Source organism: Pseudomonas sp. MAG002Y (genome assembly GCF_019400845.1).
In the GTDB taxonomy this organism is placed as follows: Bacteria; Pseudomonadota; Gammaproteobacteria; order Pseudomonadales; family Pseudomonadaceae; genus Chryseomonas; species Chryseomonas luteola.
This window is the reverse complement of sequence record NZ_WOEJ01000008.1, coordinates 205,943-229,786: the sequence shown is the minus strand read 5'-3', so window position 1 is coordinate 229,786 and position 23,844 is coordinate 205,943. Positions and strand designations below refer to the sequence as shown.

Genomic DNA, 23,844 nt, shown 5'->3' with positions numbered 1-23,844 from the left:
CGTTAACGGATGCAGGCCCTCCATCCATCGGCTACCATCCAGCCAAGGCCTATTTGAGAATGCAGTATGTATATCTACCGGTTGGTCCTGCTCCTGGTTGTGGGCATCTACCTGTTTTCCCCTGCCATCATGGATTGGTGGATCGACCCGACTGGTGCCTGGTATCGCCCTTACCTACTCTGGCTGATTCTGATCGTGGTTACTTTTATTCTTCAGAGCCAACGCGATGCCGATGAGCTTTAGTATTTCCCAACTGCTTGCCATCAGCGCAGGTTATCTGCTGATTTTCTTTGGCGTAGCCTGGATGACTGAACGAGGCTGGGTCCCCCGCCGCCTGGTCAGACATCCGATCATCTATACCCTGTCGTTAGGTGTCTATACCAGTGCCTGGGCCTTTTATGGAACGGTTGGCCTGGCTTATGACTATGGGTACGGCTTTCTTTCCTATTATCTGGGTCTATGTGGCGCATTTCTGCTGGCGCCTGTGCTGCTCTATCCCATTCTGCGGCTGACCCGTGTCTATCAGCTGTCTTCACTGGCAGATCTTTTCGCCTTTCGCTTTCGAAGTACCTGGGCAGGCGCACTCACGGCCCTGCTGATGGTGGTTGCCGTTCTGCCACTATTGGCCCTTCAGATCCAGGCGGTCGCTACCAGTACGGGCATTCTGATCAGCGCACCGGCACAGGACGGCCCGGCACTGGCCTTCTGCTTTCTGATTACGTTGTTCGCCATGCTGTTTGGCGCGCGACAGATTACCGCTCGCGAACGTCATGAAGGACTCGTGGTAGCGATTGCTTTCGAATCGCTGGTCAAGCTCATCGCGCTAGGTACTGTTGGCCTGGTAACGCTCTATACCGTGTTCGATGGTCCCTCTGGGCTTGAAACCTGGCTGACCCAGAATCAGACAGCACTTTCCACACTGCATACACCCTTGCAGGAAGGCCCCTGGCGGATCCTGCTCCTTGTCTTTTTTGCGGCGGCCATCGTGATGCCACACATGTATCACATGGCGTTCACGGAAAATCTGAGCCCCCGTGCCCTTGTCAGCGCCAGCTGGGGCCTTCCGTTATTCCTGTTATTGATGAGCCTGGCTATTCCACCGATTCTCTGGGGCGGTCTTGCTCTTGGTGCTCCCACGAGCCCGGAATATTTCACATTGGGCGTGGGCATGGCGCTGGATAAACCGCTGCTGGCGCTGGTAGCGTTTGTAGGAGGCCTGTCCGCAGCCAGCGGCGTGATCATCGTGATGACCATGGCCTTGTCTGGCATGGTGCTCAACCACCTGGTGCTGCCCCTGTATCAGCCACCTACCGACGGCAATATCTATCGCTGGTTACGCTGGACGCGCCGCGGATTGATTGCAGCCATCATCATGGCCGCCTATGGGTTCTACCGTCTGATCGGTAATCATAGCGATCTGTCGAGCCTTGGCATTGTTGCCTTTGTGGCCACGGTGCAGTTTCTACCAGGCGCATTATCCGTTCTCTACTGGCAGACCGCTAATCACCGCGGCTTCATCGCAGGCCTTCTGACCGGCATGGGCCTGTGGACGCTGACCATGCTGCTGCCGGCGCTTGGCTTCATGAAAGGCTTCGAAGTCGGTCCTTTCTCCTACTACATCGATGCCACCAACTGGCACTTGGCAGCCCTGGCGTCACTGGCCGCTAACGTTCTGGTGTTTGCACTGGTCTCTCTGTTCACCGAAGCCAGCGATGAGGAAAAGAGCGCGGCGGAAGCCTGTGCGGTAGACAATGTCAGGCGGCCCCAGCGACGGGAGCTGATTGCCGCCTCGCCCCAGGAGTTCGCTACTCAGCTGGCCAAGCCCCTGGGTGCCAAGACCGCCCAGAAAGAAGTAGAGCGCGCCCTCAGCGATCTGCTGCTTCCCTTCGACGAGCGCCGCCCGTACGCGCTACGTCGGCTCAGAGACCGTATCGAGGCCAACCTGTCAGGCCTGATGGGGCCACGGGTCGCCCAGGATATCGTCGAAACGTTCCTGCCTTACAAGGAAGGCAGCGAGGCCTATGTCACCGAAGACATCCATTTTATTGAAAGCCGTCTGGAAGATTATCAGTCCCGTCTTACAGGTCTTGCAGCCGAACTGGACGCCTTGCGTCGTTACCACCGGCAAACCCTGCAGGAACTGCCCATGGGTGTTTGCGCGCTAGCCCAGGACTGCGAGATCCTGATGTGGAACCGGGCCATGGAGCGGCTGACAAACATCGACTCAGTGCAAGTTGTAGGCTCGCGCCTTTCGGCACTACCTGAGCCCTGGAAAGCTCTGTTCGAACGCTTTCTCCGCTCTCCCGACCAGCATCTATACAAACAGCGCCTGGCACTCGACAGCAACCAGCGCTGGCTCAATTTGCACAAGGCGGCTATCGATGAGCCTCTTGCTCCCGGTAACAGCGGCAACGTTCTGGTCGTGGAAGACATCAGTGAGACCCAACTGCTTGAGGATCGACTGATTCACTCCGAGCGCCTCGCCTCTATTGGCCGCCTCGCAGCAGGAGTCGCCCACGAGATTGGTAATCCGGTTACCGGTATTGCCTGCCTGGCACAGATCCTTCAGGAAGAACGCGAAGCGGATGCAGAAATTCAGGAGATTAGCGGACAGATCGTCGAGCAGACACGCCGCATCACCCGCATCGTTCAATCGCTGATGAGCTTTGCCCATGCCGGTGGTCGGCAACATGACCCAGAGCCGGTCAGACTGTTAGATACTGCACAAGAAGCCATCTCGCTGTTGTCGCTTAACCGCCGCAGCGTCGATGTCGAGTTCCAGAACCTGTGCGATCCGGAGCACTGGGTCAAAGGCGACCCGCAGCGGCTTGCTCAGGTATTGATCAATCTATTGTCCAATGCTCGCGATGCCTCGCCACCCACCGGCACGATTAAGGTGCGTAGCGAAGCCCGTGGGCAGACGGTAACGCTTATCGTCGAGGACGAAGGCTCCGGCATCCCAAAAGCCATAATCAGCCGTCTTTTCGAGCCCTTCTTTACAACCAAAGACCCTGGTAAAGGGACGGGACTTGGCCTTGCTCTGGTCTATTCCATCGTGGAAGAGCATTATGGAGACATAATGATCGACAGCCCGATCGACCTTGTGCAAGGCCGCGGTACGCGTATACGTGTGAATTTGCCGCGTCATTTTGAACAACCTGATCGAGCCGTAACCGGAACGTAGAGCGGAAACGAGATGCGCCACTGCCTGGCGCCTCCGCTCTGCCACCGTCGAGAGAGCCCAATATGGCACATATTTTGATCGTCGAAGACGAAACCATCATTCGCTCGGCCCTGCGCCGATTGCTCGAGCGCAATCAGTTTCAGGTCAGCGAGGCTGGCTCTGTGCAGGAAGCGCAGGATCGTTACGACATTCCATCGTTCGACCTGATTATCAGTGACCTGCGCCTGCCCGGTGCCCCTGGTACTGAGCTGATCGACCTGGCTGCAGGCAAGCCGGTGCTGATCATGACCAGCTATGCCAGCCTGCGCTCTGCCGTAGACTCCATGAAGCAAGGCGCTGTCGACTACATCGCCAAGCCATTCGACCATGACGAGATGTTGCAGGCGGTTGCGCGCATTCTCATCGAGCGCGAACAGGCCCCGCAGCAGACACCGCCGGAGCGTCCAGCCACTCGCGGCGAAGCGCTGCCAGTCCACGACAGCGACATTGGTATCATCGGCAGTTGTGCTCCCATGCAGGATCTGTATGGGAAGATTCGCAAGGTTGCCCCTACTGATTCCACCGTGCTCATTCAGGGGGAGTCCGGTACGGGCAAGGAGCTGGTGGCTCGTGCACTTCATAACCTGTCACGCCGGGTAAAAGCGCCTCTGATTTCCGTGAACTGCGCTGCCATTCCCGAAACGTTGATCGAGTCCGAACTGTTCGGCCATGAGAAAGGTGCCTTTACAGGTGCTAGCGCAAGCCGCACTGGCCTGGTCGAGGCAGCTGATGGCGGTACGCTCTTTTTGGACGAAATCGGCGAGCTGCCGCTGGAAGCTCAGGCACGCCTGCTGCGTGTCTTGCAGGAGGGCGAGATTCGCCGCGTCGGCTCGGTGCAGTCGCAAAAGGTCAATGTCCGCCTGATTGCAGCCACTCACCGTGATTTGAAGACGTTGGCCAAGACCGGGCAATTCCGGGAAGACCTCTATTATCGTCTGAATGTTATTTCCCTGCGCCTTCCGCCGTTGCGTGAGCGAAGCAATGACGTGCTGGAAATCGCCCGCGTATTTCTGGCCCGCCAGTCCAACCGCATGGGTCGCGAGGCCATGCATTTCAGCCAGGAAGCTGAACTCGCCATTCGCCATTACAGCTGGCCGGGTAACGTTCGGGAGCTGGAGAATGCAATCGAACGAGCCGTCATTCTCAGCGAGAAGAACGAAATCGAACCAGACCTGCTCGGCATCGATATTGAACTGGAAGATTTGGACCTTTCCGAACACTTCCTTGATCCACTCGAGACGCCTCTGGGCTCCTCCAATGTCAGCCATGAGCCTACGGAAGACCTTTCCCTGGAGGACTATTTCCAGCACTTTGTGCTTGAACACCAGGACCACATGACCGAGACCGAATTAGCCCGCAAGCTTGGCATAAGTCGCAAGTGCTTGTGGGAGCGACGTCAACGGCTTGGTATTCCGCGCCGAAAAACGGGCGCTACCAGCACCGACCTGTCCTGATAGACAGAAAACGCATCGTTACCGATGCGTTTTTTTTTGCGGGTAACACAGGGCCATCATTTCAAAATGTGTTACCGCCGTAACATCAGGCGAGGTTAACGGTAACGAATTTCTCATGTTGCCCGCCTCAAAAAACACTACATATTTTCATAAACCATTGTTTTAAAAGGATTTTCAAAAGTTGGCACAGCATCTGCTTTATATCTGGCACAACAAAAATAAAAAATCAGTAAAACCCCTAATAAAAATAAGACGTAACGACTCCAGCACAATAAGAACAAGCAGGCGGAGGCGTAGCTAACTGATCATTTTGGAGAAGAGTCGATTGCGGAGCATTTGCCCCGTACCAGGCCGAGAACAATAAAACTGCCCTGAGGCAGCACCTGCACTGGATAGATCAATTGTGATCATGACGACATCAGCGTCCAAAGTAATCCGTTTGCTCTTGGCCCCGAATTTGGGAGCCCTCCTGGCGGCAGGTATCCGACCAGGACGGACCAGACAAGAAAAACAACAGGTTCGATATAACAATAAAAACAAAGCACGTACCAATTTGGGGGGGAGCTTCGGCTCCCCCAGTGCCTTAAGCTTCACGCCAGCCATCATTCAAGATCCCCTCCTATAATGCTAGAATCCGCCATAACCGCGGGTTTCCGCTCGCTCCGCCGACCTCAAGAACAGTGCTATCAATGCTGAAAAAGCTGATCCAGTCCCTGCGTTCGCCATTACGTCGCGCACCCAGTAAGCCTGAACTACCTATCGTGATTCCTCGTAGCCAGCACGCGCTGGAGCGTGAACAGATTAGTCGCCATGCCCTGAGCGTTGTGGATCGGCTGGAGAAGGCTGGCTACCAGGCCTATCTGGTCGGTGGTTGCGTAAGAGATCTGATGCTGGGCGTTGAGCCGAAGGATTTCGACGTCGCGACCAACGCAACGCCTGAGCAGGTACGCGCTGAATTTCGCAATGCACGCGTCATTGGACGTCGCTTCAAGCTGGTCCACGTGCATTTTGGCCGAGAGATCATTGAAGTGGCGACCTTCCGTGCCAATCACCCCGAAGAAGAAGAGGATGAAGACTCCGTTCACTCCGCCCGCCACGAAAGTGGGCGCATCCTTCGTGACAACATCTACGGCAATCAGGAGCAGGATGCACAGCGGCGTGACTTCACGATCAATGCCCTGTACTACGAAGCTACCCAGGAACGTATCTTCGACTATGCTAATGGCGCCTCGGATATTCGTAATCGCCTGATTCGCCTGATTGGAGATCCCGAGCAGCGCTACCAGGAAGATCCAGTGCGCATGCTGCGAGCCGTACGCTTCGCGGCTAAGCTGGGCTTCGAGATCGAAGAGCAGACAGCAGCACCTATTCGCCGCCTGGCACACCTGTTGAGGGACATCCCAGCCTCCCGTCTCTTCGATGAAGTGCTCAAATTGTTCCTGAGCGGTAACGCAGAGCGCACCTATGAGCTGCTGGTCAGCTATGACCTCTTTGCCCCTCTGTTCCCGGCAACGGCTGAAGCGCTCGAAAAGAACCCTGAATACACAGGACGTCTCATCAAGCAGGCGTTGGCCAATACGGACGCACGTATTCGTGAAGGCAAGCCGGTAACACCCGCCTTCCTGTTTGCAGCGCTGCTCTGGCCTGCCCTTCCCGCCCGTGTGGATTACCATCAGGAAAAGGGGCTACCACCGATTCCAGCCATGCAGGAAGCGGCTCACGACATTACGCTCGAACAGTGTCGCCGGATCGCCATTCCCAAGCGCTTTACCATTCCCATGCGCGAGATCTGGGACATGCAGGAACGCTTGCCTCGCCGTCAAGGCAAACGCGCCGATATGCTCTTGGAAAACCCCCGCTTCCGAGCAGGCTATGACTTCCTCCTGTTGCGGGAGAGCGCCGGCGAGCGCACCGGCAACCTGGGTCAATGGTGGACGCGTTATCAGGAAGTCAGCGACAGTCAACGTCGAGAGATGATTCGTGAACTGAGTCAGGAAGACGGCAAGGGCGCGGTCCGCAAGCGCCGCCGTGGCGGTGGGTCACGCAAGCGTCGCACACCTGGCACCGACAAACCTACCCCGCCAGCGGAGTAATCGATGGAGCGTGTTTACATCGGGCTCGGCAGTAATCTGGCGGAGCCCCGTACCCAGCTTGAATCAGCGCTGGCGGCGTTGAATACGCTTCCGCAAAGCCGACTTGTCTCCCGATCCTCCTTTTATGGAAGCGACCCATTGGGTCCGGCTGATCAGCCCCGCTATGTAAATGCTGTCGCAGCGCTTGATACCGCTCTGGAACCACTTGCGCTGCTGGATGAGCTGCAAGCCATCGAGCAACAGCAGGGTCGAGTCCGCAAGGATGAGCGCTGGGGCCCCAGAACACTAGACCTTGATATCCTGCTATTCGGCAGCCACACGATCAATGAGCCCCGCCTGACCGTACCGCACTATCATATGCATGCCCGGGCGTTCGTTCTCTACCCTCTGGCCGAAATTGCCTCGGATGAGTTGCGCCTGCCCGATGGCAGCCTGTTGCAGGCGCTGCTGGACCAGTGCCCGTTCGTGGGCCTGGAGCGACTGGAATAAGGGACTTGCAAGTCATAGTGTTACCGTAACGTTCCGGTAACACATCGTGATTGACTTCCCCTGAACTCGCCGAGACTATAGGCACCCACTTGCCTGGCCATCCCTTTGTTACTGCCTACAGACAGGCTGTGTCCTCTGCAGAATTGGCAGGCAAGCGATGAGATCTGTAGTTCGCTACAGCCATCAACCAGAATAAAAAGATACGACTGTATGTCCCCAGCCATTCAGGACACAGCCTGAAGAGGAAGTTTGATATGCCTGAGGTTACCCTCACCACTTTGCAGGCGCTGAAACAGCGCGGTGAAAAAATCACCATGCTGACCTGCTATGACGCGACCTTTGCCCATACGGCTAGCCAGGCGGGCGTCGAAATACTGCTGGTAGGCGACTCCCTGGGCATGGTCCTTCAGGGCCACGACAGCACCCTGCCTGTTACCACGGCCGATATGGCCTATCACACGGCCTGTGTAAAACGCGGCAATCGTGGCGCACTTATCGTGGCCGATATGTCCTTTATGGCTTACTCGACACTGGAGCAGACCTTCCAGAATGCTGGCGCACTGATGCAGGCCGGCGCGCACATGATCAAGCTGGAAGGCGCTGCCTGGCTGGCAGAGCCTATTCGCCAGCTGGCTGAGCGGGGCGTTCCGGTCTGCGCGCACCTGGGCCTTACGCCTCAGTCAGTAAATGTGTTTGGTGGCTTCAAGGTACAAGGGCGTGATGAGGCTCGCGCCCAGCAGCTGCGTGAAGATGCCAAGGCGCTTGAGGCAGCCGGAGCTGCCATGATTGTGCTTGAGTGTGTCCCCAGCCCGCTGGCGGCCGACATCACACGCGCTGCCAACATACCGGTCATCGGTATCGGTGCTGGCGCGGACACGGATGGGCAGGTACTGGTCATGCACGACATGCTAGGCCTTGCTCTGACAGGCCGCTCACCCAAGTTCGTGAAGAATTTCATGGCCGGCCAGAGCAGTATCCAGGAAGCCTTCACAGCCTATGTCCAGGCTGTCAAGAGCGGCACCTTTCCCGCACCAGAACACGGATTTTCGGCATGATTACCGTACACACTATCAGCGAGCTGCGAAACGCAGTCGCCGAGGCCCGCCGCTCAGGCAAGCGCATCGGTTTTGTTCCCACCATGGGCAATCTGCATGCAGGCCATGTCGCCCTGGTTGATACAGCGCGGGTCCATAGCGATTTCGTGGTTGCCAGTATTTTCGTCAATCCACTGCAGTTCGGTCCCACCGAAGACCTGGACAAATACCCGAGAACGCTTGCCGCTGACCAGGAGAAACTGGCAGCGGCCGGCTGCGCAGTTCTATTTGCACCTGCCGTATCGGAGATGTATCCCGAAGGGATGGACCACCAGACACGGGTCAGCGTCCCGGTCGTTTCGGAAGGCCTGTGTGGCGGCAGCCGCCCCGGTCATTTCGAAGGCGTCGCCACGGTTGTCAGCAAGCTGTTCAACATGGTCCAGCCTGATGTCGCTGTGTTTGGTGAAAAGGACTACCAGCAGCTCGCTGTTATCCGCAAGATGGTCAATGACCTGAACATGCCTATCGAGATCATAGGTCAGCCTACCGTTCGAGACACCGATGGGCTGGCACTATCATCACGTAACGGCTACCTCAATGGCGAACAGCGCGCCACGGCCCCTTGCCTGTATAGCCTGCTGAAACAAGTGGCCGAGCGTATCCAGGCAGGTCGCCGCGACTACCCTTCCCTGCTCGACGAAGCCAGACAGCAGCTTGAAGCGGATGGCCTGCGAGTGGATTATCTGGAGCTTCGCCAGCAAGGCACATTGCGCCCGGCGGCAGAAGCCGATCGGCAACTGGTAATACTATTGGCCGTCTATGTTGGAAACACGCGGTTGATTGATAATTTGTCATTCGAGCTTGATATCTAATCAGCAGGATGAGCACCGCTTCGCTAAAGCCCGGAACACCCCGGGCTTTTTCGTGTCTGACGGCCATCATTAGCTTGACTGACGCGCTCTATCTGGCGTGCTATAGCCGGGCGTGCCACAAGCTTTATCCCAAGATGTAGTGCACAACGTACGACAATACCTACAGAAGGAAGCGAATCCCAATGGAGTATTACAAACAGCCTATCAACGTTACCGAGTTGAAGTCCTGGCAGGCACTGACAGAACATCGTCAGGATATGCAGTCCTTCACTATGCGTAATGCGTTCGCGGCGGACCCAGGACGCTTCAAGCAATTTTCATTGAGCGCCTGCGGGCTGTTTCTGGACTACTCCAAGAACCTGCTAACTCAGCAGACTCGCGACCTGCTGATCAACCTGGCACGTGAAGCAAACCTTGAAGGCGCGATCAAGGCGTTATTGTCAGGCGAGCCCGTCAATTCCTCGGAAAATCGTCCTGCACTCCATACAGCCCTGCGCCGCCCGCTAGGCGACAAGGTGATGGTGAACGGGCAAGATGTCATGCCGGAGGTACATCGCGTACTGGGCCGCATGACCGACCTGGTCAACCGTATCCATAACCGCCTCTGGCGAGGACACACAGGCAAGCCGATCACAGATGTCGTCAATATCGGAATCGGCGGCTCCTTTCTCGGGCCCCAGCAGGTTGCCGAAGCACTCACGCCTTACGCACAGTCGCAGGTCCGCTGCCATTACCTCGCAAACATCGATGGCAGCGAATTCCATGAACTGGTGACCGGCTTGGAAGCCGAAACGACCTTATTCATCGTTTCCTCCAAATCCTTCGGTACCCTGGAAACCCTGAAAAACGCCCAGGCTGCACGTGCGTGGTGCCTTGGCCAGGGCTGCGCCGAGCAGGATCTGCACAAGCATTTCATTGCGGTCTCCAGTAACGTGAAGACAGCCGTTGAGTTCGGGATCAGCGAAGAAAACATTTTCCCGATGTGGGATTGGGTCGGGGGCCGTTACTCGCTGTGGTCGGCAATCGGCCTGCCTGTTGCCATTGCCATCGGTGTATCCAATTTCAAGGAATTGCTGGCCGGCGCCTATGCTATGGACCAGCACTTCCTGAAGACGCCCTTCGAAAGCAACCTGCCCGTGCTGCTGGGCCTGCTGGGTGTGTGGTATGGCAACTTCTGGGATGCTCAGAGCCACGCTGTACTGACCTACGATTACTATCTGCGCGACTTCACTAAGCATTTGCAGCAGCTGGATATGGAGTCCAATGGCAAGCGTGTTCGCCAGGACGGTACTCCCGTCGCCACGGCAACCGGCCCGGTCATCTGGGGTGGCGTAGGCACCAATGGGCAACACGCGTATCACCAGCTGATGCACCAGGGCACCCCGGTGATTCCATGCGATTTCATCGTGCCGGCCTCCAGCCATCATCCCATTGCTGACCATCACCCCTGGTTGTATGCCAATTGCCTCTCCCAGAGCCAGGCCCTCATGCGCGGCAAGACGCTTGAAGAAGCGGAAGCCGAACTGCGCGCTAAGGGCCTGCCTGATGAGCAAGTAGCATTCCTGGCTCCGCACAAGGTAATCCCGGGCAACCGCCCCAGCAATACGCTGGTATTCGAGCGCGTAACCCCGAGCAGCCTAGGCGCCCTGGTGGCGCTCTATGAGCACAAGGTATTCGTGCAAAGCGTGATCTGGGGTATCAATGCCTTTGACCAGTGGGGCGTAGAGCTGGGTAAAGAGCTGGGTAACAGCGTCTATCAGCATTTGGTTGGCAATGGAGAAGAGGCTGCGGAAGATGCCTCGACTCAAGGTCTGATCGAGTACTTCCGCCAGCACCATCGCGGCTGACCAATCCGCTCCGCTCAAAACGCCGCTCTTGCGGCGTTTTTTTATTTTCGCCTACGACTTTCGGCCAGAAATACACACACTCTATCGCCTGGCTGAACCCCATCGCCCAAATAGCGCCTAATGTGGATGAAAGCGGAGAACAACCACAACAGGAGCCCGCCATGTCGGAACACCATCGCTACCCCGTGCCCGAAGCAGTGCAAAAGCAAGCCCTTCTGGATAAAGAAGGCTATGAGCGTCTCTATCGCCAGTCCATTGAAGACCCTGAGCGCTTTTGGGGTGAGCAGGCCAAAGCCATGCTTGACTGGTTCAAACCGTGGGATGAAGTTCACCATAGCGATCTGGCCAAGGGTGAAGCCTCGTGGTTCAAGGGTGGTCAACTGAATGTGTCCTACAACTGTATCGACCGCCATCTGGACAAGCGTGCGGACCAGGTCGCCATTATCTGGGAAGGCGACAATCCCTCCGACTCCCAGAAAATCACCTACCGTGAGTTGCACCAGAATGTTTGCAGGCTGGCTAACGTTCTGAAGGCGCATGGCGTCAAGAAAGGTGACCGTGTGTGCCTGTATCTCCCCATGATTCCCGAGGCGGCCTATGCCATGCTGGCCTGCTCCCGGCTGGGTGCGGTCCACTCTGTGGTGTTTGGCGGTTTTTCTCCCGACGCCCTGCGCGACCGTATCCTGGATGCCGATTGCCGTACCGTCATTACCGCCGATGAAGGGACCCGCGGCGGCAAATGTGTCCCGCTCAAAAACAATGTGGATAAGGCCTTGGCCTCATGCCCGAATGTTTCCAACGTGATCGTAGTACAGCGCACCAAGGGCAATATTGCATGGACCGAAGGTCGGGACGTTTGGTACCACGACGCCGTGCAAAACGTCAGTGATGAATGTCCGGCCGAACCGGTGGATGCGGAAGATCCGCTCTTCATCCTCTACACCTCGGGCTCGACCGGTAAACCCAAAGGGGTATTACATACCACCGGGGGTTACCTGCTGGGCTCTGCAATGACCTTCAAGTATGTATTCGATTATCACGAAGGTGAGATCTTCTGGTGCACAGCGGACGTCGGCTGGGTAACCGGCCACAGTTACATCGTCTATGGTCCCTTGGCCAATGGGGCAACAACGCTGATGTACGAAGGCATGCCCAGTTATCCGGATGCCTCACGCTTCTGGCAGGTCGTGGATAAGCATCAGGTTAACATCTTCTATACAGCCCCCACCGCCATTCGGGCACTAATGCGTGAGGGAGACGCCCATGTGCACAAAAGCTCCCGCGCCAGCCTCCGCTTGCTGGGTAGTGTAGGCGAACCCATTAATCCTGAAGCGTGGGAATGGTACTACCGCGTCGTAGGTGAGAAGCGCTGCCCTATTGTCGACACATGGTGGCAGACCGAAACAGGCAGCATCCTAATCGCACCGCTCCCTGGCGCAACGGACCTCAAGCCCGGCTCGGCTACACGCCCCTTCTTTGGCGTTCAGCCTGTTCTTCTGGACGACAAAGGCAAGGAGATCGAAGGTCCTGCCGCAGGTGTTCTGGCTATCAAGGCCAGCTGGCCCAGCCAGATCCGAAGCATCTATGGCGATCATCAACGTATGATCGATACCTACTTCAAGGCTTACCCCGGCTACTATTTCACCGGTGACGGTGCCCGCCGTGATGAAGATGGGTATTACTGGATTACCGGCCGCGTGGATGACGTAATCAACGTATCCGGCCACCGGATCGGCACGGCAGAAGTGGAAAGCGTGCTGGCCTTGCATGACGAAGTGGCCGAGGCCGCTGTAGTAGGCTGCCCCCATGATGTGAAAGGCCAGTGCGTCTATGCATTTGTCACCCCAATGGGCGGTGTGCAACCCACGGATGAGCTGAAAAAGCGCCTGCTGGCTCAGGTCAGTTCCGAGATTGGCAGCTTTGCAAAACCGGACTTCCTCCAGTGGGCGCCGCGGCTACCCAAGACACGCTCTGGCAAGATCATGCGACGTATCCTGCGCAAGATTGCCTGTGATGAGCTGGACACTCTGGGCGATACCTCCACCCTGGCTGATCCTTCTGTCGTGCAGGAGCTGATTGAGCATCGGCAGAATCTTGCAGCCAAAAAGTGAGTAAAACCGCCGCCGGGCATAGCATTGGATGTCTGGCGGCTCGTTATCCATTAAGCTTTACGTGAGGAAGCATCATTTGGGGCTGTAATGGAAATCCTGCGACGCCGTATTGAAAGTCAGGTCATGAGCCTTACCGGGCTAAGCCTGGGCGGAGTCGATTACGAAAACCCACCTGGGGACCCTGGCTTGTTCGGACCTGATTCCGCCTGCTGGAAGGTACACAGTGACTTTACCTGCATGATGGTCGGCGGGGTCGCCGCCCTGCTTCTGCAAATGCTGCATCCCTTGGCACTGGCAGGTGTCTGGGATCACTCCCGCTTTCGAGAAGATATGCTGGGCCGATTACGGCGTACCGGCCAATTCATTGCCGCCACTACCTTTGGCAACCAAGCCGATGCACAACGGTTGATCAAAAAAGTCCGGATGATTCATGGCCATATCAAAGGAGTTGCCCTGGATGGACGCCCTTACGCAGCCGATGACCCTGATCTTTTGACGTGGGTACATGTCGCAGAGGTAAGCAGCTTCCTGAAAGCCTACCTTCGCTATTTCAATCCCCACTTTTCCCTTGCGGAGCAGGACCGTTATTACCGAGAAGTTTCCCTGATTGCCAGACAACTGGGCGCTCAGCAAGTCCCGGTATCACGGGTAGAAATCGAACATTACCTCAATACGATGCGCCCAGAGCTGGTCTGCGATGAACGTACACGCGAGATTACGCAGATCCTGCTTTCAGCCCCAGCCCCCAGTGCGCTGGCCAAGCCATTCGGTTCACTGATCATGAGAGCAGGGATTGATCTGCTACCCGAATGGGCCGCTCAGCAACTGGATATCCTGCCCGGCCATGCGGAGCGGCATCTGGTAAGGGCCGGCGTCAACCGTACAGCCCCCCTGTTACGCTGGGCGGTTCGCAACGGCTCTTCACATCGGGCACGCCGCCGCATGGGTCAGCCCACCAAGCCCTGATCGGTCGCACGGCAGCCCACAATAATCTGTATTCTGTACGCCTTTATTGCTCTTCGCTTCAAGGCCTGCTCATGCAAACCCTTTTCTCTGCTCTGGACGCAGCATTGTCCCGCCGTGAGTCGCTCCTGGTACGACTCCACACCCAGGGTACGGACTGCTATCGACTGTTTCATGGATCACAGGAGGGAGCAGCAGGACTTACGCTCGACCGGTACGGCCCGCAGTTACTGATTCAGAGCTTTCATGCCCCTGTTGAAAATGACGTAATCCTTGCACTGCATCAGCAGGTTCAGCGTTTTTTGGGCCAGGAATTATTTCTCGTCTATAACGACCGGTCGCAAGGCAATTCCCGGATTGATCGCAGCAGCACCGCCCATACAACCGAACCAGATGCACTGGAAGCCACCGCCGCTCACGAATGGGGCTTGACCTATCGTGTGCGGGGCCGCCATGCCGGCCAAGACCCGTTACTCTTTCTTGACTTGCGTAACGCACGAGGCTGGGTCAAGCAGAACAGCCAGGACAAGTCAGTCCTGAATCTATTTGCCTATACCTGCGGTGTAGGACTCTGCGCTGCGGCTGGTGGAGCGCAGGAGGTCTGGAATCTGGACTTCGCTACGCGCAATCTGGCTGTAGGTCAGGAAAACGGTACTCTCAATCCTTCATTGCCGCCCATGCAGTTCGTTCAGTCGGACTATTTCCCCGCTATTCGCCAGCTAGCCGGCTTACCTATCACTCATCGTCGAGGCCAGCGCTTGCCCAGTTATCCTCGCCTGGACCCAAAGCAATTCGACCTTGTGTTTCTTGATCCACCGGCCTGGGCCAAAAGTGCCTTTGGAACGGTAGATCTTCAGCGTGACTATCAAAGCCTGCTTAAACCAGCGCTCCTGGCTACTGCCGAAAACGGCACCCTGGTGTGCTGTAACAACCTGGCCAAAGTCTCCATGGCAGAATGGCGCGAGTCTGTCCTGCGCTGCGCCAGCAAACAAGGAAGACCGGTACGTGACTGTCAGGTTATCGCGCCAGACGAGGACTTCCCGTCCTTTGACGGCCAACCGCCCCTTAAGACCTTGATTTTACAGTTGTAACGATCACGCTTTGCGCATGCTGCCGTTGGCACCACAGCGGCACGTGCGATACTGGAGAGCACTCTTGATGGATAGACGCCATGCCCAAAGCATTGAAACGCGCCGCCATTGTGTTGTCGCTCCTCCTGCTGTATTGCCTGCTTGGTTTTTTGATTCTCCCGCGCGTTGCGTTGCACGTTGCAAACCAACAGTTGACGCGTTACACCACGCAGCCTGCTCAGATTGATGAGATCACCTTCAATCCCTTCACATTTGAAGTAGAACTGAAGGGGTTTCGCATTGGTTCTCCCGAACACCCCGTCTTGGCAGCCAAGCGCCTCTATGCTGACCTTGAACTGAACAGCTTATGGCGAAGGGAAGCGCATCTGGCGCGTCTGGAGCTGGAAGAGCCCGTTGTCGACGTTACGCTCGAGAAAGACGGTACGCTAAATCTTACCGAGCTGTTTAAAACGTCTGAGAATTCCGACCCTCAAGACAAGCCTACGGCAAACGCAACCGAGCCACCTTTTCCCTTGACCATCGATGCTCTTGTCCTTCAGAGGGCCCAAGTGCATTACCGAGATCAACAGCTCAAACAGCCCGTCGAAGTCAGTTTCAACCCCATTGATCTGACCCTGGAAAACATCGGCACCCGCACAGAAAATCCAGGCCGCTACAGCCTGAGTGCCCAAGCAGGCCAGGATGGTGCACTCACAAGCGAAGGAGCGCTCCAGCTGGTCCCTTTCACCCTTAATGGCTCCCTGGAACTCAAGGAGGCTGCGCTGGCCCCCTGGTGGGCCTACGTCAGCGAAGCGTTACCGCTTTCACTCGATAAGGGTCGGTTGAATGGGTATGCTCAGTACCACCTCGAAACAGGAAAAACCCTTCAATTACAACTGTCCAAGACCAGCCTGAGCCTTGATGAGTTTTCCAGCAAAGCAGTCAATGCCACGCCACAGATACATCTGAACCACCTCGCTATTGCCGATGCCACACTGGACCTGACCAAACGCCAGATTCATCTGGGAAAGCTCGAGACCCGAAACTTGGAGGCCTGGGTATCTCAGGATCGGGACGGTCAGCTGGATTGGGCCAAGCTGTTCACCTTCCCGGAGCAACCCGAGGCGTTGCCCGACACACCGAATTGGCAGATCAGCATTGGCAAGACTGACCTACAAGGCGGCCGCCTTCATATAAAAGACCTGGCCGCTTCAGCACCTGTAGATCTGGACATAAAAGACATCAACCTGGCGTTATCCAGCCTTGATCTGGCAGGCCAAATGCCGACCACGGTCAACCTCAACGCTCAAGTTGGTCTACATGGGCAGCTTGAGGTTAGCGGTGAGCTGACACTGAGTCCTGTGACCGCTCGCCTGCATATCGTGAATAATGATATCGACCTGCGTCTGGCCCAAGCCTATATTGCCCCCTATATCCGCCTTGAAGTGCGGAGCGGCATGCTGGCAAGCGACATCAACCTCTCTCTCCATGATACAGCGCCTCTTGCCTTGTCCGTGACCGGGCAGGCCCAGCTCACCCAGCTACATACTCTAGATACCCAGCGCCAGCGTGACTTCCTGCGCTGGCAAACGCTTACGCTCAAAGGTATCAGCTACGAGCATGGCCAGCGTCTCGCCATTGATGACATTACCCTGCTGCGCCCCTATGCCCGTCTTATTATCAACGAAGACCTGACCACCAACTTTCGTCAGCTGCTGATTCCTCAACCCAAAGACGAAGCACCTGACAACACCACTCCGCTAACCCTGCACATCGGCGGTATTCATGTCGTTAACGGCTCGGCCAATTTTGCAGACTATAGCCTTACGCCCAGCTTCATAACAGCTATTCAGGAGCTGAACGGTCAGGTCGGCACGCTGGATACAAAGGCCTCCGATCCGGCGGAAATAAGCCTGACCGGCAAGGTGGATCGCTTTGCACCCGTCAATATCAAAGGTCGTCTGAACCCACTGGATCCGCTCAACAAACTCAACGTAACAGCAGCATTCCGTCATGTTGAACTTACAACCCTCACGCCCTATTCCGGAAAATTCGCCGGCTATGCCATCCGCAAAGGGCGCCTGGACCTGGATCTCAACTACCGGATCGACAACAGCAAGCTGGATGCTCAAAACCATCTGGTATTGGATCAGCTTGAGCTAGGTGAACGGATTGACAGCCCTGATGCCGTCGACCTGCCTGTCAGGCTTGCGGTTGCGCTACTCAAGGACTCCCACGGCAGAATTGACCTGACTCTCCCTGTCGCGGGTAACCTCAACGACCCTAACTTCAGCGTGGCGCCCATCATCTGGCAAACGATGCGCAACGTCATTGCAAGGGCCGTCCAATCGCCCTTCAAGATGCTGGCAGGCCTGGCAGGTCGAGCAGAAACGGATCTCAACGAGATACCCTTTGAAGCGGCCTCGGTCAACTTGACGGGTGAGGCGCGTCAGTCGCTCGATACGCTGGCCCAGGCGCTAAAAAGGCGTCCGCAGCTGCAACTGGATGTAGAAGGCCGTAGCGCGGTTGAGATCGACGGCCCTTCACTTTCTGCGCAGCGCCTGGAGCGCGAATTCCAGACACAGTACTACAATTTGCTGCAGCGGCGAGGCGACAAGGTTCCCGCAGATGCCACCCAGCTTGTCGTACCGGAGGATATGCGACCTGCCTTGCTGGAGGGGATTTACCGTACCCGCCTTAAACAACAGCCGCCTGCCGAGTGGACATACCTGAGCGATACCGAGCGGCAGCAGCGTCTGAGTGCTGCCATTCTTGATTCATGGAAAACGAGTGATCTGCTTCTGCGACGACTGGCACAGGCGCGTGCTCAAAACATCAAGCAATACCTCGTAGAAAAGACCGGGCTTGAGGAAGGGCGTATTTATTTAATTGATGTCAATACAAGCCAGCAAGGCAATAATGGGCGTATCGCGGCACAACTTCATCTTGGCAGTAGCTAGGACAGCAGATGAGATACACCACAACCGCCATAGCCCTATTACTAGCGCTCTCCGTCTCGGTGGCGCTAGGTGACACGCTCCGCTGCGGCAGTAACTTGGTTAACCGGGGCGACCGTACGTTTGAGGTACAACGGAAATGCGGCGAACCTGCGCATCGAGATTTTATAGGCTACACGCAGGGTGACTATGGTCGTAGGGAATCGACACGGGAAGAATGGGTTTACGGTCCCTGGAATGGTGGAACCTACATCTTGACATTTGAAGCCAACCGGCTTGTTAGCATCGAATTCACACGTGATTAGAGCCTGTTCATGCCCTTTAATGCTCTTCGATTCTCTGTACTGCTCATCCTCCCTATCATAGTGTGGCCTGCTCATGCCGAGTCCTTACGATGCGGTAGTCAGCTGGTCAATACAGATGACCATATCAGCGAAATTTACCGTAAATGTGGAAGGCCCGGCAGCCGTGCTAACCTAGGTTACATTGAGGTCGTAGACAGTTACAGAAGACGCAGCGACGTTAAAGTCGAAGAATGGGTGTATGGACCATGGAATGGCATGTATCACTATTTGACGTTTCGCGGCGGCCGGCTGTTCAAGATTGAAAGCAAGCGCGAGCAGTAATTACGCCACGTTGAGGCGAAGCTTGAGCTCTAAAAGGTGATCATGGCACAGCTTGGCTTTTTGTAGCTGCTCCTGAACCAGCGGCTTGGCTTCCAGTTCCGGCATATCGTGTATGGCCTGTTCCAGCAGGTGGAGAAGCTGGTCCTCAGACTCCTCTAACACTTGAATATAGGTGGTATCCCCCGCTTCTGCTAGAGCAGCTCTGGTCTGTTCATAAAGCTCTTTGAAGGAGCTTACAAAAAGACTGTCATTAGCAGGCTGCCTGCCATGCAAGGATGTCTGGCTACTTAACAGGATAACCAGACCCGCTTTCATCTGAGCCATCTCAGAGAACAACGCTTTGAGCTGGGGACTGCTCACCACATTGATCGCTGACTCGTAGAATGTTCTGCCATTACGAGAAACTTCAATCAGATCCACAAAGGCATCTGCTTTTCCAGACATGGCACTCACCTCACAGATACTAAAAGTGGCGGGCTTCAAGCCCGCCACTTTAGATTACTCGGCCGATTTCAAGCCATCAGCCGATACGGCTTTAACACCTTTGATATTTTTTGCTTTTTCAACAGCCAGCTCACGCTGAGCGTCTGTCGCAACGGTACCTGAAAGGGAGACTACACCTTTGTTGGTCTCAACCTTGATATCGGTCCCTTTGATATGATCATCAGCAAGGAAAGAAGATTTCACCTTTCCAGTGATCCATGTGTCGGAAACTGTTTCCTCTGCCTTCTCCACGTTGTCATTAGCGGCCAACGTCATCGTTTGATGGTTTGTGGCAGCAAACGCACCTCCGGCAAGCGGCATGCTTAGAGCGGTAACAGCGGCGGCGGCAAGAGCGAAATGGCTGAAAGTCTTCTTCATGGTGTGACTCCTGTTTTGAGTGTACGCCGTATCCTGGCGCTAGCACTAATCATGATCGCAATCAGCATGCCAACTCGGCCTCACAAAAAAGTTATTAAATATCAATAACTTAACGATTTGGCTTTTTAATAAATCGTTGCACATTGCAATAAATCGTTCATGCAATACATGCAAGTTGCATGAACAACGGACATAAAAAAGCCCAGCCAAGGCTGGGCTTTCAACTTACTAACTATCAGGCGCCAGAAGCTTCAGCTGCTGCGACATCCTTGATAGAGAGCTTGATACGGCCGCGGTTATCCACGTCCAATACCAATACCTTCACTTCCTGTCCTTCTTTCAGTACATCGGAAACCTTTTCGATGCGCTGATCGCTGATCTGGGAAATGTGTACCAGACCATCTTTGCCAGGCAGGATATTTACGAACGCACCGAAATCGACAATACGCTCGACCTTACCAACGTAGATCTTGCCAATTTCAGCTTCTGCAGTAATACCCAGAACGCGCTGCTTGGCGGCTTCGGCAGCTTCACGGGTTTCGCCGTAAATCTTGACGCTGCCATCATCTTCGATGTCGATCGACGCCTTGGTTTCTTCACAGATACCACGAATAACAGCGCCGCCTTTACCGATGACGTCGCGGATCTTGTCCGGCTCGATCTTCATGGCAATCATGGTCGGTGCATTGGCAGACAGCTCTGCACGCGGCTTGGCGATTACCTGATTCATCTGGGACAGGATGTTGAGGCGAGCCTCCAGAGCCTGAGCCAGAGCGACTTCCATGATCTCTTCGGTAATACCGTTGATCTTGATGTCCATCTGCAGAGCGGTAACGCCCTTGTCAGTACCGGCCACCTTGAAGTCCATATCGCCGAGGTGATCTTCATCACCTAGAATATCGGTCAGAACAGCAAATCTGTCGCCTTCCTTTACCAGGCCCATCGCAACGCCAGCAACCGGAGCGCGAACTGGAACACCAGCATCCATCAATGCCAACGAGGCACCGCAGACAGAAGCCATGGAGCTTGAGCCGTTTGATTCAGTGATCTCTGAAACAACACGAATGCTGTAGGGAAACTCTTCCTGAGAAGGCAGCATAGCCTGCACCCCACGGCGTGCCAGACGGCCATGACCAATTTCACGGCGGCCTGGGCTACCCATACGTCCGCACTCACCGACCGAGAAAGGCGGGAAGTTGTAGTGCAGCATAAAGGTGTCACGGCGCTCGCCTTCCAGCATGTCGAGGATCTGAGCATCGCGGGCGGTACCCAGGGTAGTCGCTACCAGCGCCTGAGTTTCACCACGCGTAAACAATGCAGAGCCGTGAGTCTTGGGCAGCACACCCACTTCAATATTCAGCGGACGAACAGTACGGGTATCACGACCATCGATACGCGGCTTACCGCCTACGATGTTCTCACGTACAGTGCGATACTCCAGCAGGCCAAAAATTTCCTTGACCTCGGCGGTACTGTACTGACCCTCTTCCTCACCTGCAAACTTGGCAACAGCCTGATCGCGCAGCTCACCCAGAGCCGCATAACGGTCCTGCTTGATGGTAATGGTATAAGCCTGAGAGATTGCCTCACCAAATTCGGCACGCAGCTGGTTAACCAAAGCTGTGTTCTCGACCGGAGCTTGCCAGTCCCACGTAGGCTTGCCTGCTTCAGCAGCAAATGCCTTGATTGCCTCGATGACAACCTGGAACTCTTCATGGGCAAACAGTACAGCGCCCAGCATCTGGTCTTCAGTCAGCTCGTCCGCTTCGGACTCAACCATTAGAACCGCGTCAGAGGTACCTGCGACAACCATGTCCAGGCTGGAACTCTGAAGCTGCTCATAGCTTGGGTTGATGATATAGCCCAGCTCTGGGTGGAACCCTACGCGTGCAGCACCAATCGGGCCCGCGAACGGAATGCCGGAAATAGCCAGAGCGGCAGAAGTACCGATCATGGCAGCAATATCCGGATCAGACTTCTTGTTGGTAGAAACTACAGTACAGACAACCTGTACTTCGTTCATGAAGCCTTCGGGGAATAGAGGACGAATCGGGCGATCGATCAGGCGGGAGGTCAATGTTTCCTTTTCGCTTGGACGACCTTCACGCTTGAAATAGCCACCGGGGATACGACCTGCCGCATACGTCTTTTCCTGATAGTGGACAGACAGCGGGAAGAAGTCACGGCCTTCTGCTGGAGACTTGGCACCCACAACAGTGACCAGAACGCTAACGTCTTCAGTACTGACAAGTACTGCACCACTGGCCTGACGCGCAATACGGCCCGTCTCCAGGGTTACGGTCTGCTGACCGAATTTGAATGTCTTGATTACTGGATTCACAGTATTTCCTTCTTGTATTGCCCTTGGGGAAATCTTGAGAGCGGCGGGGTATCGGACCCGGCGCGATCTCAGGGGACGCATGAAGCAAAAAAGCTGGAAACCGGCATAGCCGACCCCCAGCTTTTAAGCGACTAGCGTCCAGCTTGCATCGTGATCAACGACGCAGGCCCAGACGGCTGATCAGGTCACTGTAACGAGTAGTGTCCTTGGCCTTCAGGTAGTCCAGCAGCTTACGACGCTGGTTAACCATACGGATCAGACCACGACGGCTGTGGTGGTCCTTGCTGTTGGCCTTGAAGTGACCCTGCAGCTTGTCGATATTGGCAGACAGCAGAGCAACCTGCACTTCCGGAGAACCGGTATCGCCTTCGCCGCGCTTGTAGTCGTTAACGATCTGGGCTTTTTCTTCAACGCTAAGTGCCATGATAGGGCTCCTAGATATAACAGGCCGAGGGAACTACCCCCGTGTTCAGAGAAGAGGAATGACCATGCCTGTTAACAGCCACCCTCATATCAGTCTTACGACCGAACCAAACGACGCGGCGCAATACGCCCGTCGTCAGTCACCTCACCGATACCGATGAAGCGACCTTCATTATCCTGTACTCGCATCCAGCCAAATTTGGGCGCGTTCGCCGCTCGCACCGGCTGACCATGCAACCAATAGTAGGCTGTGTGCTCGGTCAGTTGTAGCAGCGGCCAGTGCTCCAGACCACTATCAACCGGGAGCAGGAAGGCATCCAACGCTTCTGCACCACCTTCTTCGTGCGCTTTTTCAAGCACCTCAAGGCTTACAGACTGAGCCAGAGCGAAGGGGCCTGCCTGAGTTCTGCGTAGTTCCGCTACATGAGCTCCGCAACCAAGCGTCTGGCCTAAGTCTTCGACCAGGGACCGAATGTAGGTGCCCTTGCTACAGTGCACATCGAGTGTAGCGCGATCCGTTGTCAGCGCCAGCAGCTCGAGACGGCTAATAGTAACAGAACGCGGTTCACGCTCCACCACCTCGCCTGCACGAGCCAGCTTATAGAGCGGCTGACCGTCTCGCTTCAGCGCCGAATACATAGGCGGAACCTGTAGGATATCACCTCGAAACACTGGCAGGGCTGCTTCTACAGCCGAGGCGTCAAGGTTTACCTCTCGACGGTCAACGATTTCTCCCTCGGCATCACCTGTCGTTGTAGTGACACCTAGCTGCATAACCGTTTCATACCCTTTATCCGCATCAAGCAGATACTGGGAGAACTTTGTTGCCTCACCAAAGCACAACGGCAAAACACCTGTTGCCAATGGATCAAGGCTACCGGTATGCCCCGCTTTTTCAGCATTAAGCAACCAGCGTACCTTCTGCAGGGCCGCATTAGAGGTCAGGCCTCTCGGCTTGTCGAGTACCAGAATACCGTTAACCGATCGACGGATTCGTTTCACTTGCGCCACGCTTACTCTCCATCCTCGTGACGACGATCTTCAGATACTGCACGCTCGATCAACGCAGACAGTTCCGCTCCGCGACGGATGCTCTCATCATAATGAAAGCGCATTTGCGGGATCGTCCTAAGCTTCATTGCGCGTCCTAACTGCTGACGCAAAAAGCCAGAGGCTTCATTCAGAATCCCTAAATTCTGGGCAATATCCTCAGACGAATCTTTACCCAAAACAGTAATAAATACTTTGGCGTGGGAAAGATCACGCGCCACATTGACGTCAGTAATCGTTACCAGGCCCAGACGAGGATCTTTAATTTCCCGCTGAATCAAAAGCGCTAACTCACGCTGCATCTGATCACCGATGCGCTGAGTACGAGTGTATTCTTTAGCCATCTTCGCTCTCTCTTAAAGCCAGGTGCTGTTAAAAAGACGAAGCTGGAAGCTGCCTTGCGGCAACTTCCAGCTCCTGGCTTTTCGCT

At 55.5% G+C, this 23,844-nt stretch carries 20 protein-coding genes; 14 read left to right on the top strand and 6 right to left on the bottom strand.

Annotated features, from left to right (window positions below):
• Positions 1–66 precede the first annotated feature (66 nt).
• From GM154_RS13865 to GM154_RS13800, 14 genes are all read left to right on the top strand, one after another.
• Positions 67–243, top strand: a complete 177-nt coding sequence (locus tag GM154_RS13865; protein WP_010796831.1) for a hypothetical protein — start codon at positions 67–69, stop codon at positions 241–243.
• On the top strand, positions 227–3,184 hold the full coding sequence (locus GM154_RS13860) for a sensor histidine kinase (RefSeq protein WP_219652532.1): 2,958 nt from the start codon (positions 227–229) through the stop codon (positions 3,182–3,184). The genes GM154_RS13865 and GM154_RS13860 overlap by 17 nt, the downstream gene beginning before the upstream one ends.
• Before the next feature lie 62 nt (positions 3,185–3,246).
• Positions 3,247–4,677, top strand: a complete 1,431-nt coding sequence (locus GM154_RS13855) for a sigma-54 dependent transcriptional regulator (protein WP_019367421.1) — start codon at positions 3,247–3,249, stop codon at positions 4,675–4,677.
• Between the two features lie 689 nt (positions 4,678–5,366).
• Positions 5,367–6,770 carry a polynucleotide adenylyltransferase PcnB gene (locus GM154_RS13850; RefSeq protein WP_219652531.1) on the top strand — a complete coding sequence of 468 codons (1,404 nt, stop codon included), beginning with the start codon at positions 5,367–5,369 and terminating at the stop codon, positions 6,768–6,770.
• 3 nt (positions 6,771–6,773) lie between these two features.
• The gene (gene folK / locus GM154_RS13845) at positions 6,774–7,259 is read left to right on the top strand and encodes a 2-amino-4-hydroxy-6-hydroxymethyldihydropteridine diphosphokinase (RefSeq protein WP_219652530.1); all 486 of its coding nucleotides are present in this window, start codon (positions 6,774–6,776) and stop codon (positions 7,257–7,259) included.
• A 254-nt stretch (positions 7,260–7,513) separates the two neighbouring features.
• Positions 7,514–8,314: a 3-methyl-2-oxobutanoate hydroxymethyltransferase gene (gene panB, locus GM154_RS13840; protein ID WP_019367423.1), complete on the top strand. Its 801-nt coding sequence runs from the start codon at positions 7,514–7,516 to the stop codon at positions 8,312–8,314.
• On the top strand, positions 8,311–9,165 hold the full coding sequence (gene panC, locus GM154_RS13835) for a pantoate--beta-alanine ligase (protein ID WP_219652529.1): 855 nt from the start codon (positions 8,311–8,313) through the stop codon (positions 9,163–9,165). Before panB ends, panC begins: the two co-directional genes overlap by 4 nt.
• 182 nt (positions 9,166–9,347) lie before the next feature.
• Positions 9,348–11,012: a glucose-6-phosphate isomerase gene (gene pgi / locus GM154_RS13830; protein WP_219652528.1), complete on the top strand. Its 1,665-nt coding sequence runs from the start codon at positions 9,348–9,350 to the stop codon at positions 11,010–11,012.
• Between the two features lie 161 nt (positions 11,013–11,173).
• Complete coding sequence (gene acs, locus GM154_RS13825) at positions 11,174–13,123, top strand: acetate--CoA ligase (RefSeq protein WP_219652527.1); 1,950 nt, start codon at positions 11,174–11,176, stop codon at positions 13,121–13,123.
• 87 nt (positions 13,124–13,210) lie between these two features.
• On the top strand, positions 13,211–14,089 hold the full coding sequence (locus GM154_RS13820) for an oxygenase MpaB family protein (protein ID WP_219652526.1): 879 nt from the start codon (positions 13,211–13,213) through the stop codon (positions 14,087–14,089).
• Between the two features lie 71 nt (positions 14,090–14,160).
• A complete protein-coding gene (locus GM154_RS13815) occupies positions 14,161–15,177 on the top strand; it encodes a class I SAM-dependent rRNA methyltransferase (protein WP_219652525.1) in 1,017 nt (338 codons plus the stop codon).
• Positions 15,178–15,257: 80 nt separating this feature from the next.
• Entirely contained in the window at positions 15,258–18,116 is a 2,859-nt protein-coding gene (locus GM154_RS13810) for a DUF748 domain-containing protein (protein ID WP_219652524.1), read from the top strand.
• 8 nt (positions 18,117–18,124) lie between these two features.
• Positions 18,125–18,418, top strand: coding sequence for a DUF2845 domain-containing protein (locus GM154_RS13805; RefSeq protein ID WP_219652523.1), 294 nt, complete (start codon positions 18,125–18,127; stop codon positions 18,416–18,418).
• A 9-nt stretch (positions 18,419–18,427) separates the two neighbouring features.
• Entirely contained in the window at positions 18,428–18,739 is a 312-nt protein-coding gene (locus tag GM154_RS13800) for a DUF2845 domain-containing protein (protein WP_219652522.1), read from the top strand.
• Here the strand turns inward: GM154_RS13800 and GM154_RS13795 are convergent, their stop codons facing one another.
• The 6 genes from GM154_RS13795 to rbfA form a co-directional block, all read right to left on the bottom strand.
• Positions 18,740–19,183: a PA2169 family four-helix-bundle protein gene (locus GM154_RS13795; protein WP_019367432.1), complete on the bottom strand. Its 444-nt coding sequence runs from the start codon at positions 19,181–19,183 to the stop codon at positions 18,740–18,742.
• Between the two features lie 54 nt (positions 19,184–19,237).
• Complete coding sequence (locus tag GM154_RS13790; protein WP_010796815.1) at positions 19,238–19,600, bottom strand: BON domain-containing protein; 363 nt, start codon at positions 19,598–19,600, stop codon at positions 19,238–19,240.
• A 235-nt stretch (positions 19,601–19,835) separates the two neighbouring features.
• Positions 19,836–21,941 carry a polyribonucleotide nucleotidyltransferase gene (gene pnp, locus GM154_RS13785; RefSeq protein WP_074829466.1) on the bottom strand — a complete coding sequence of 702 codons (2,106 nt, stop codon included), beginning with the start codon at positions 21,939–21,941 and terminating at the stop codon, positions 19,836–19,838.
• Between the two features lie 154 nt (positions 21,942–22,095).
• Entirely contained in the window at positions 22,096–22,365 is a 270-nt protein-coding gene (rpsO, locus tag GM154_RS13780) for a 30S ribosomal protein S15 (protein ID WP_010796813.1), read from the bottom strand.
• 95 nt (positions 22,366–22,460) lie between these two features.
• The gene (gene truB, locus GM154_RS13775) at positions 22,461–23,375 is read right to left on the bottom strand and encodes a tRNA pseudouridine(55) synthase TruB (RefSeq protein WP_010796812.1); all 915 of its coding nucleotides are present in this window, start codon (positions 23,373–23,375) and stop codon (positions 22,461–22,463) included.
• Between the two features lie 2 nt (positions 23,376–23,377).
• A complete protein-coding gene (gene rbfA, locus GM154_RS13770; protein WP_019366080.1) occupies positions 23,378–23,758 on the bottom strand; it encodes a 30S ribosome-binding factor RbfA in 381 nt (126 codons plus the stop codon).
• Between the last annotated feature and the right edge of the window lie 86 nt (positions 23,759–23,844).

Bases quoted from the DNA above. Each gene is read 5' to 3' on its own strand.
- panB (WP_019367423.1), top strand. From the start codon at position 7,514: ATGCCTGAGGTTACCCTCACCACTTTGCAGGCGCTGAAACAGCGCGGT.
- rbfA (WP_019366080.1), bottom strand. From the start codon at position 23,758: ATGGCTAAAGAATACACTCGTACTCAGCGCATCGGTGATCAGATGCAG.
- folK (WP_219652530.1), top strand. From the start codon at position 6,774: ATGGAGCGTGTTTACATCGGGCTCGGCAGTAATCTGGCGGAGCCCCGT.
- GM154_RS13865 (WP_010796831.1), top strand. From the start codon at position 67: ATGTATATCTACCGGTTGGTCCTGCTCCTGGTTGTGGGCATCTACCTG.
- GM154_RS13810 (WP_219652524.1), top strand. From the start codon at position 15,258: ATGCCCAAAGCATTGAAACGCGCCGCCATTGTGTTGTCGCTCCTCCTG.
- GM154_RS13790 (WP_010796815.1), bottom strand. From the start codon at position 19,600: ATGAAGAAGACTTTCAGCCATTTCGCTCTTGCCGCCGCCGCTGTTACC.
- GM154_RS13815 (WP_219652525.1), top strand. From the start codon at position 14,161: ATGCAAACCCTTTTCTCTGCTCTGGACGCAGCATTGTCCCGCCGTGAG.
- GM154_RS13805 (WP_219652523.1), top strand. From the start codon at position 18,125: ATGAGATACACCACAACCGCCATAGCCCTATTACTAGCGCTCTCCGTC.
- GM154_RS13800 (WP_219652522.1), top strand. From the start codon at position 18,428: ATGCCCTTTAATGCTCTTCGATTCTCTGTACTGCTCATCCTCCCTATC.
- GM154_RS13855 (WP_019367421.1), top strand. From the start codon at position 3,247: ATGGCACATATTTTGATCGTCGAAGACGAAACCATCATTCGCTCGGCC.
- GM154_RS13820 (WP_219652526.1), top strand. From the start codon at position 13,211: ATGGAAATCCTGCGACGCCGTATTGAAAGTCAGGTCATGAGCCTTACC.
- GM154_RS13850 (WP_219652531.1), top strand. From the start codon at position 5,367: ATGCTGAAAAAGCTGATCCAGTCCCTGCGTTCGCCATTACGTCGCGCA.
- GM154_RS13860 (WP_219652532.1), top strand. From the start codon at position 227: ATGCCGATGAGCTTTAGTATTTCCCAACTGCTTGCCATCAGCGCAGGT.
- GM154_RS13795 (WP_019367432.1), bottom strand. From the start codon at position 19,183: ATGTCTGGAAAAGCAGATGCCTTTGTGGATCTGATTGAAGTTTCTCGT.
- pgi (WP_219652528.1), top strand. From the start codon at position 9,348: ATGGAGTATTACAAACAGCCTATCAACGTTACCGAGTTGAAGTCCTGG.
- acs (WP_219652527.1), top strand. From the start codon at position 11,174: ATGTCGGAACACCATCGCTACCCCGTGCCCGAAGCAGTGCAAAAGCAA.
- rpsO (WP_010796813.1), bottom strand. From the start codon at position 22,365: ATGGCACTTAGCGTTGAAGAAAAAGCCCAGATCGTTAACGACTACAAG.
- panC (WP_219652529.1), top strand. From the start codon at position 8,311: ATGATTACCGTACACACTATCAGCGAGCTGCGAAACGCAGTCGCCGAG.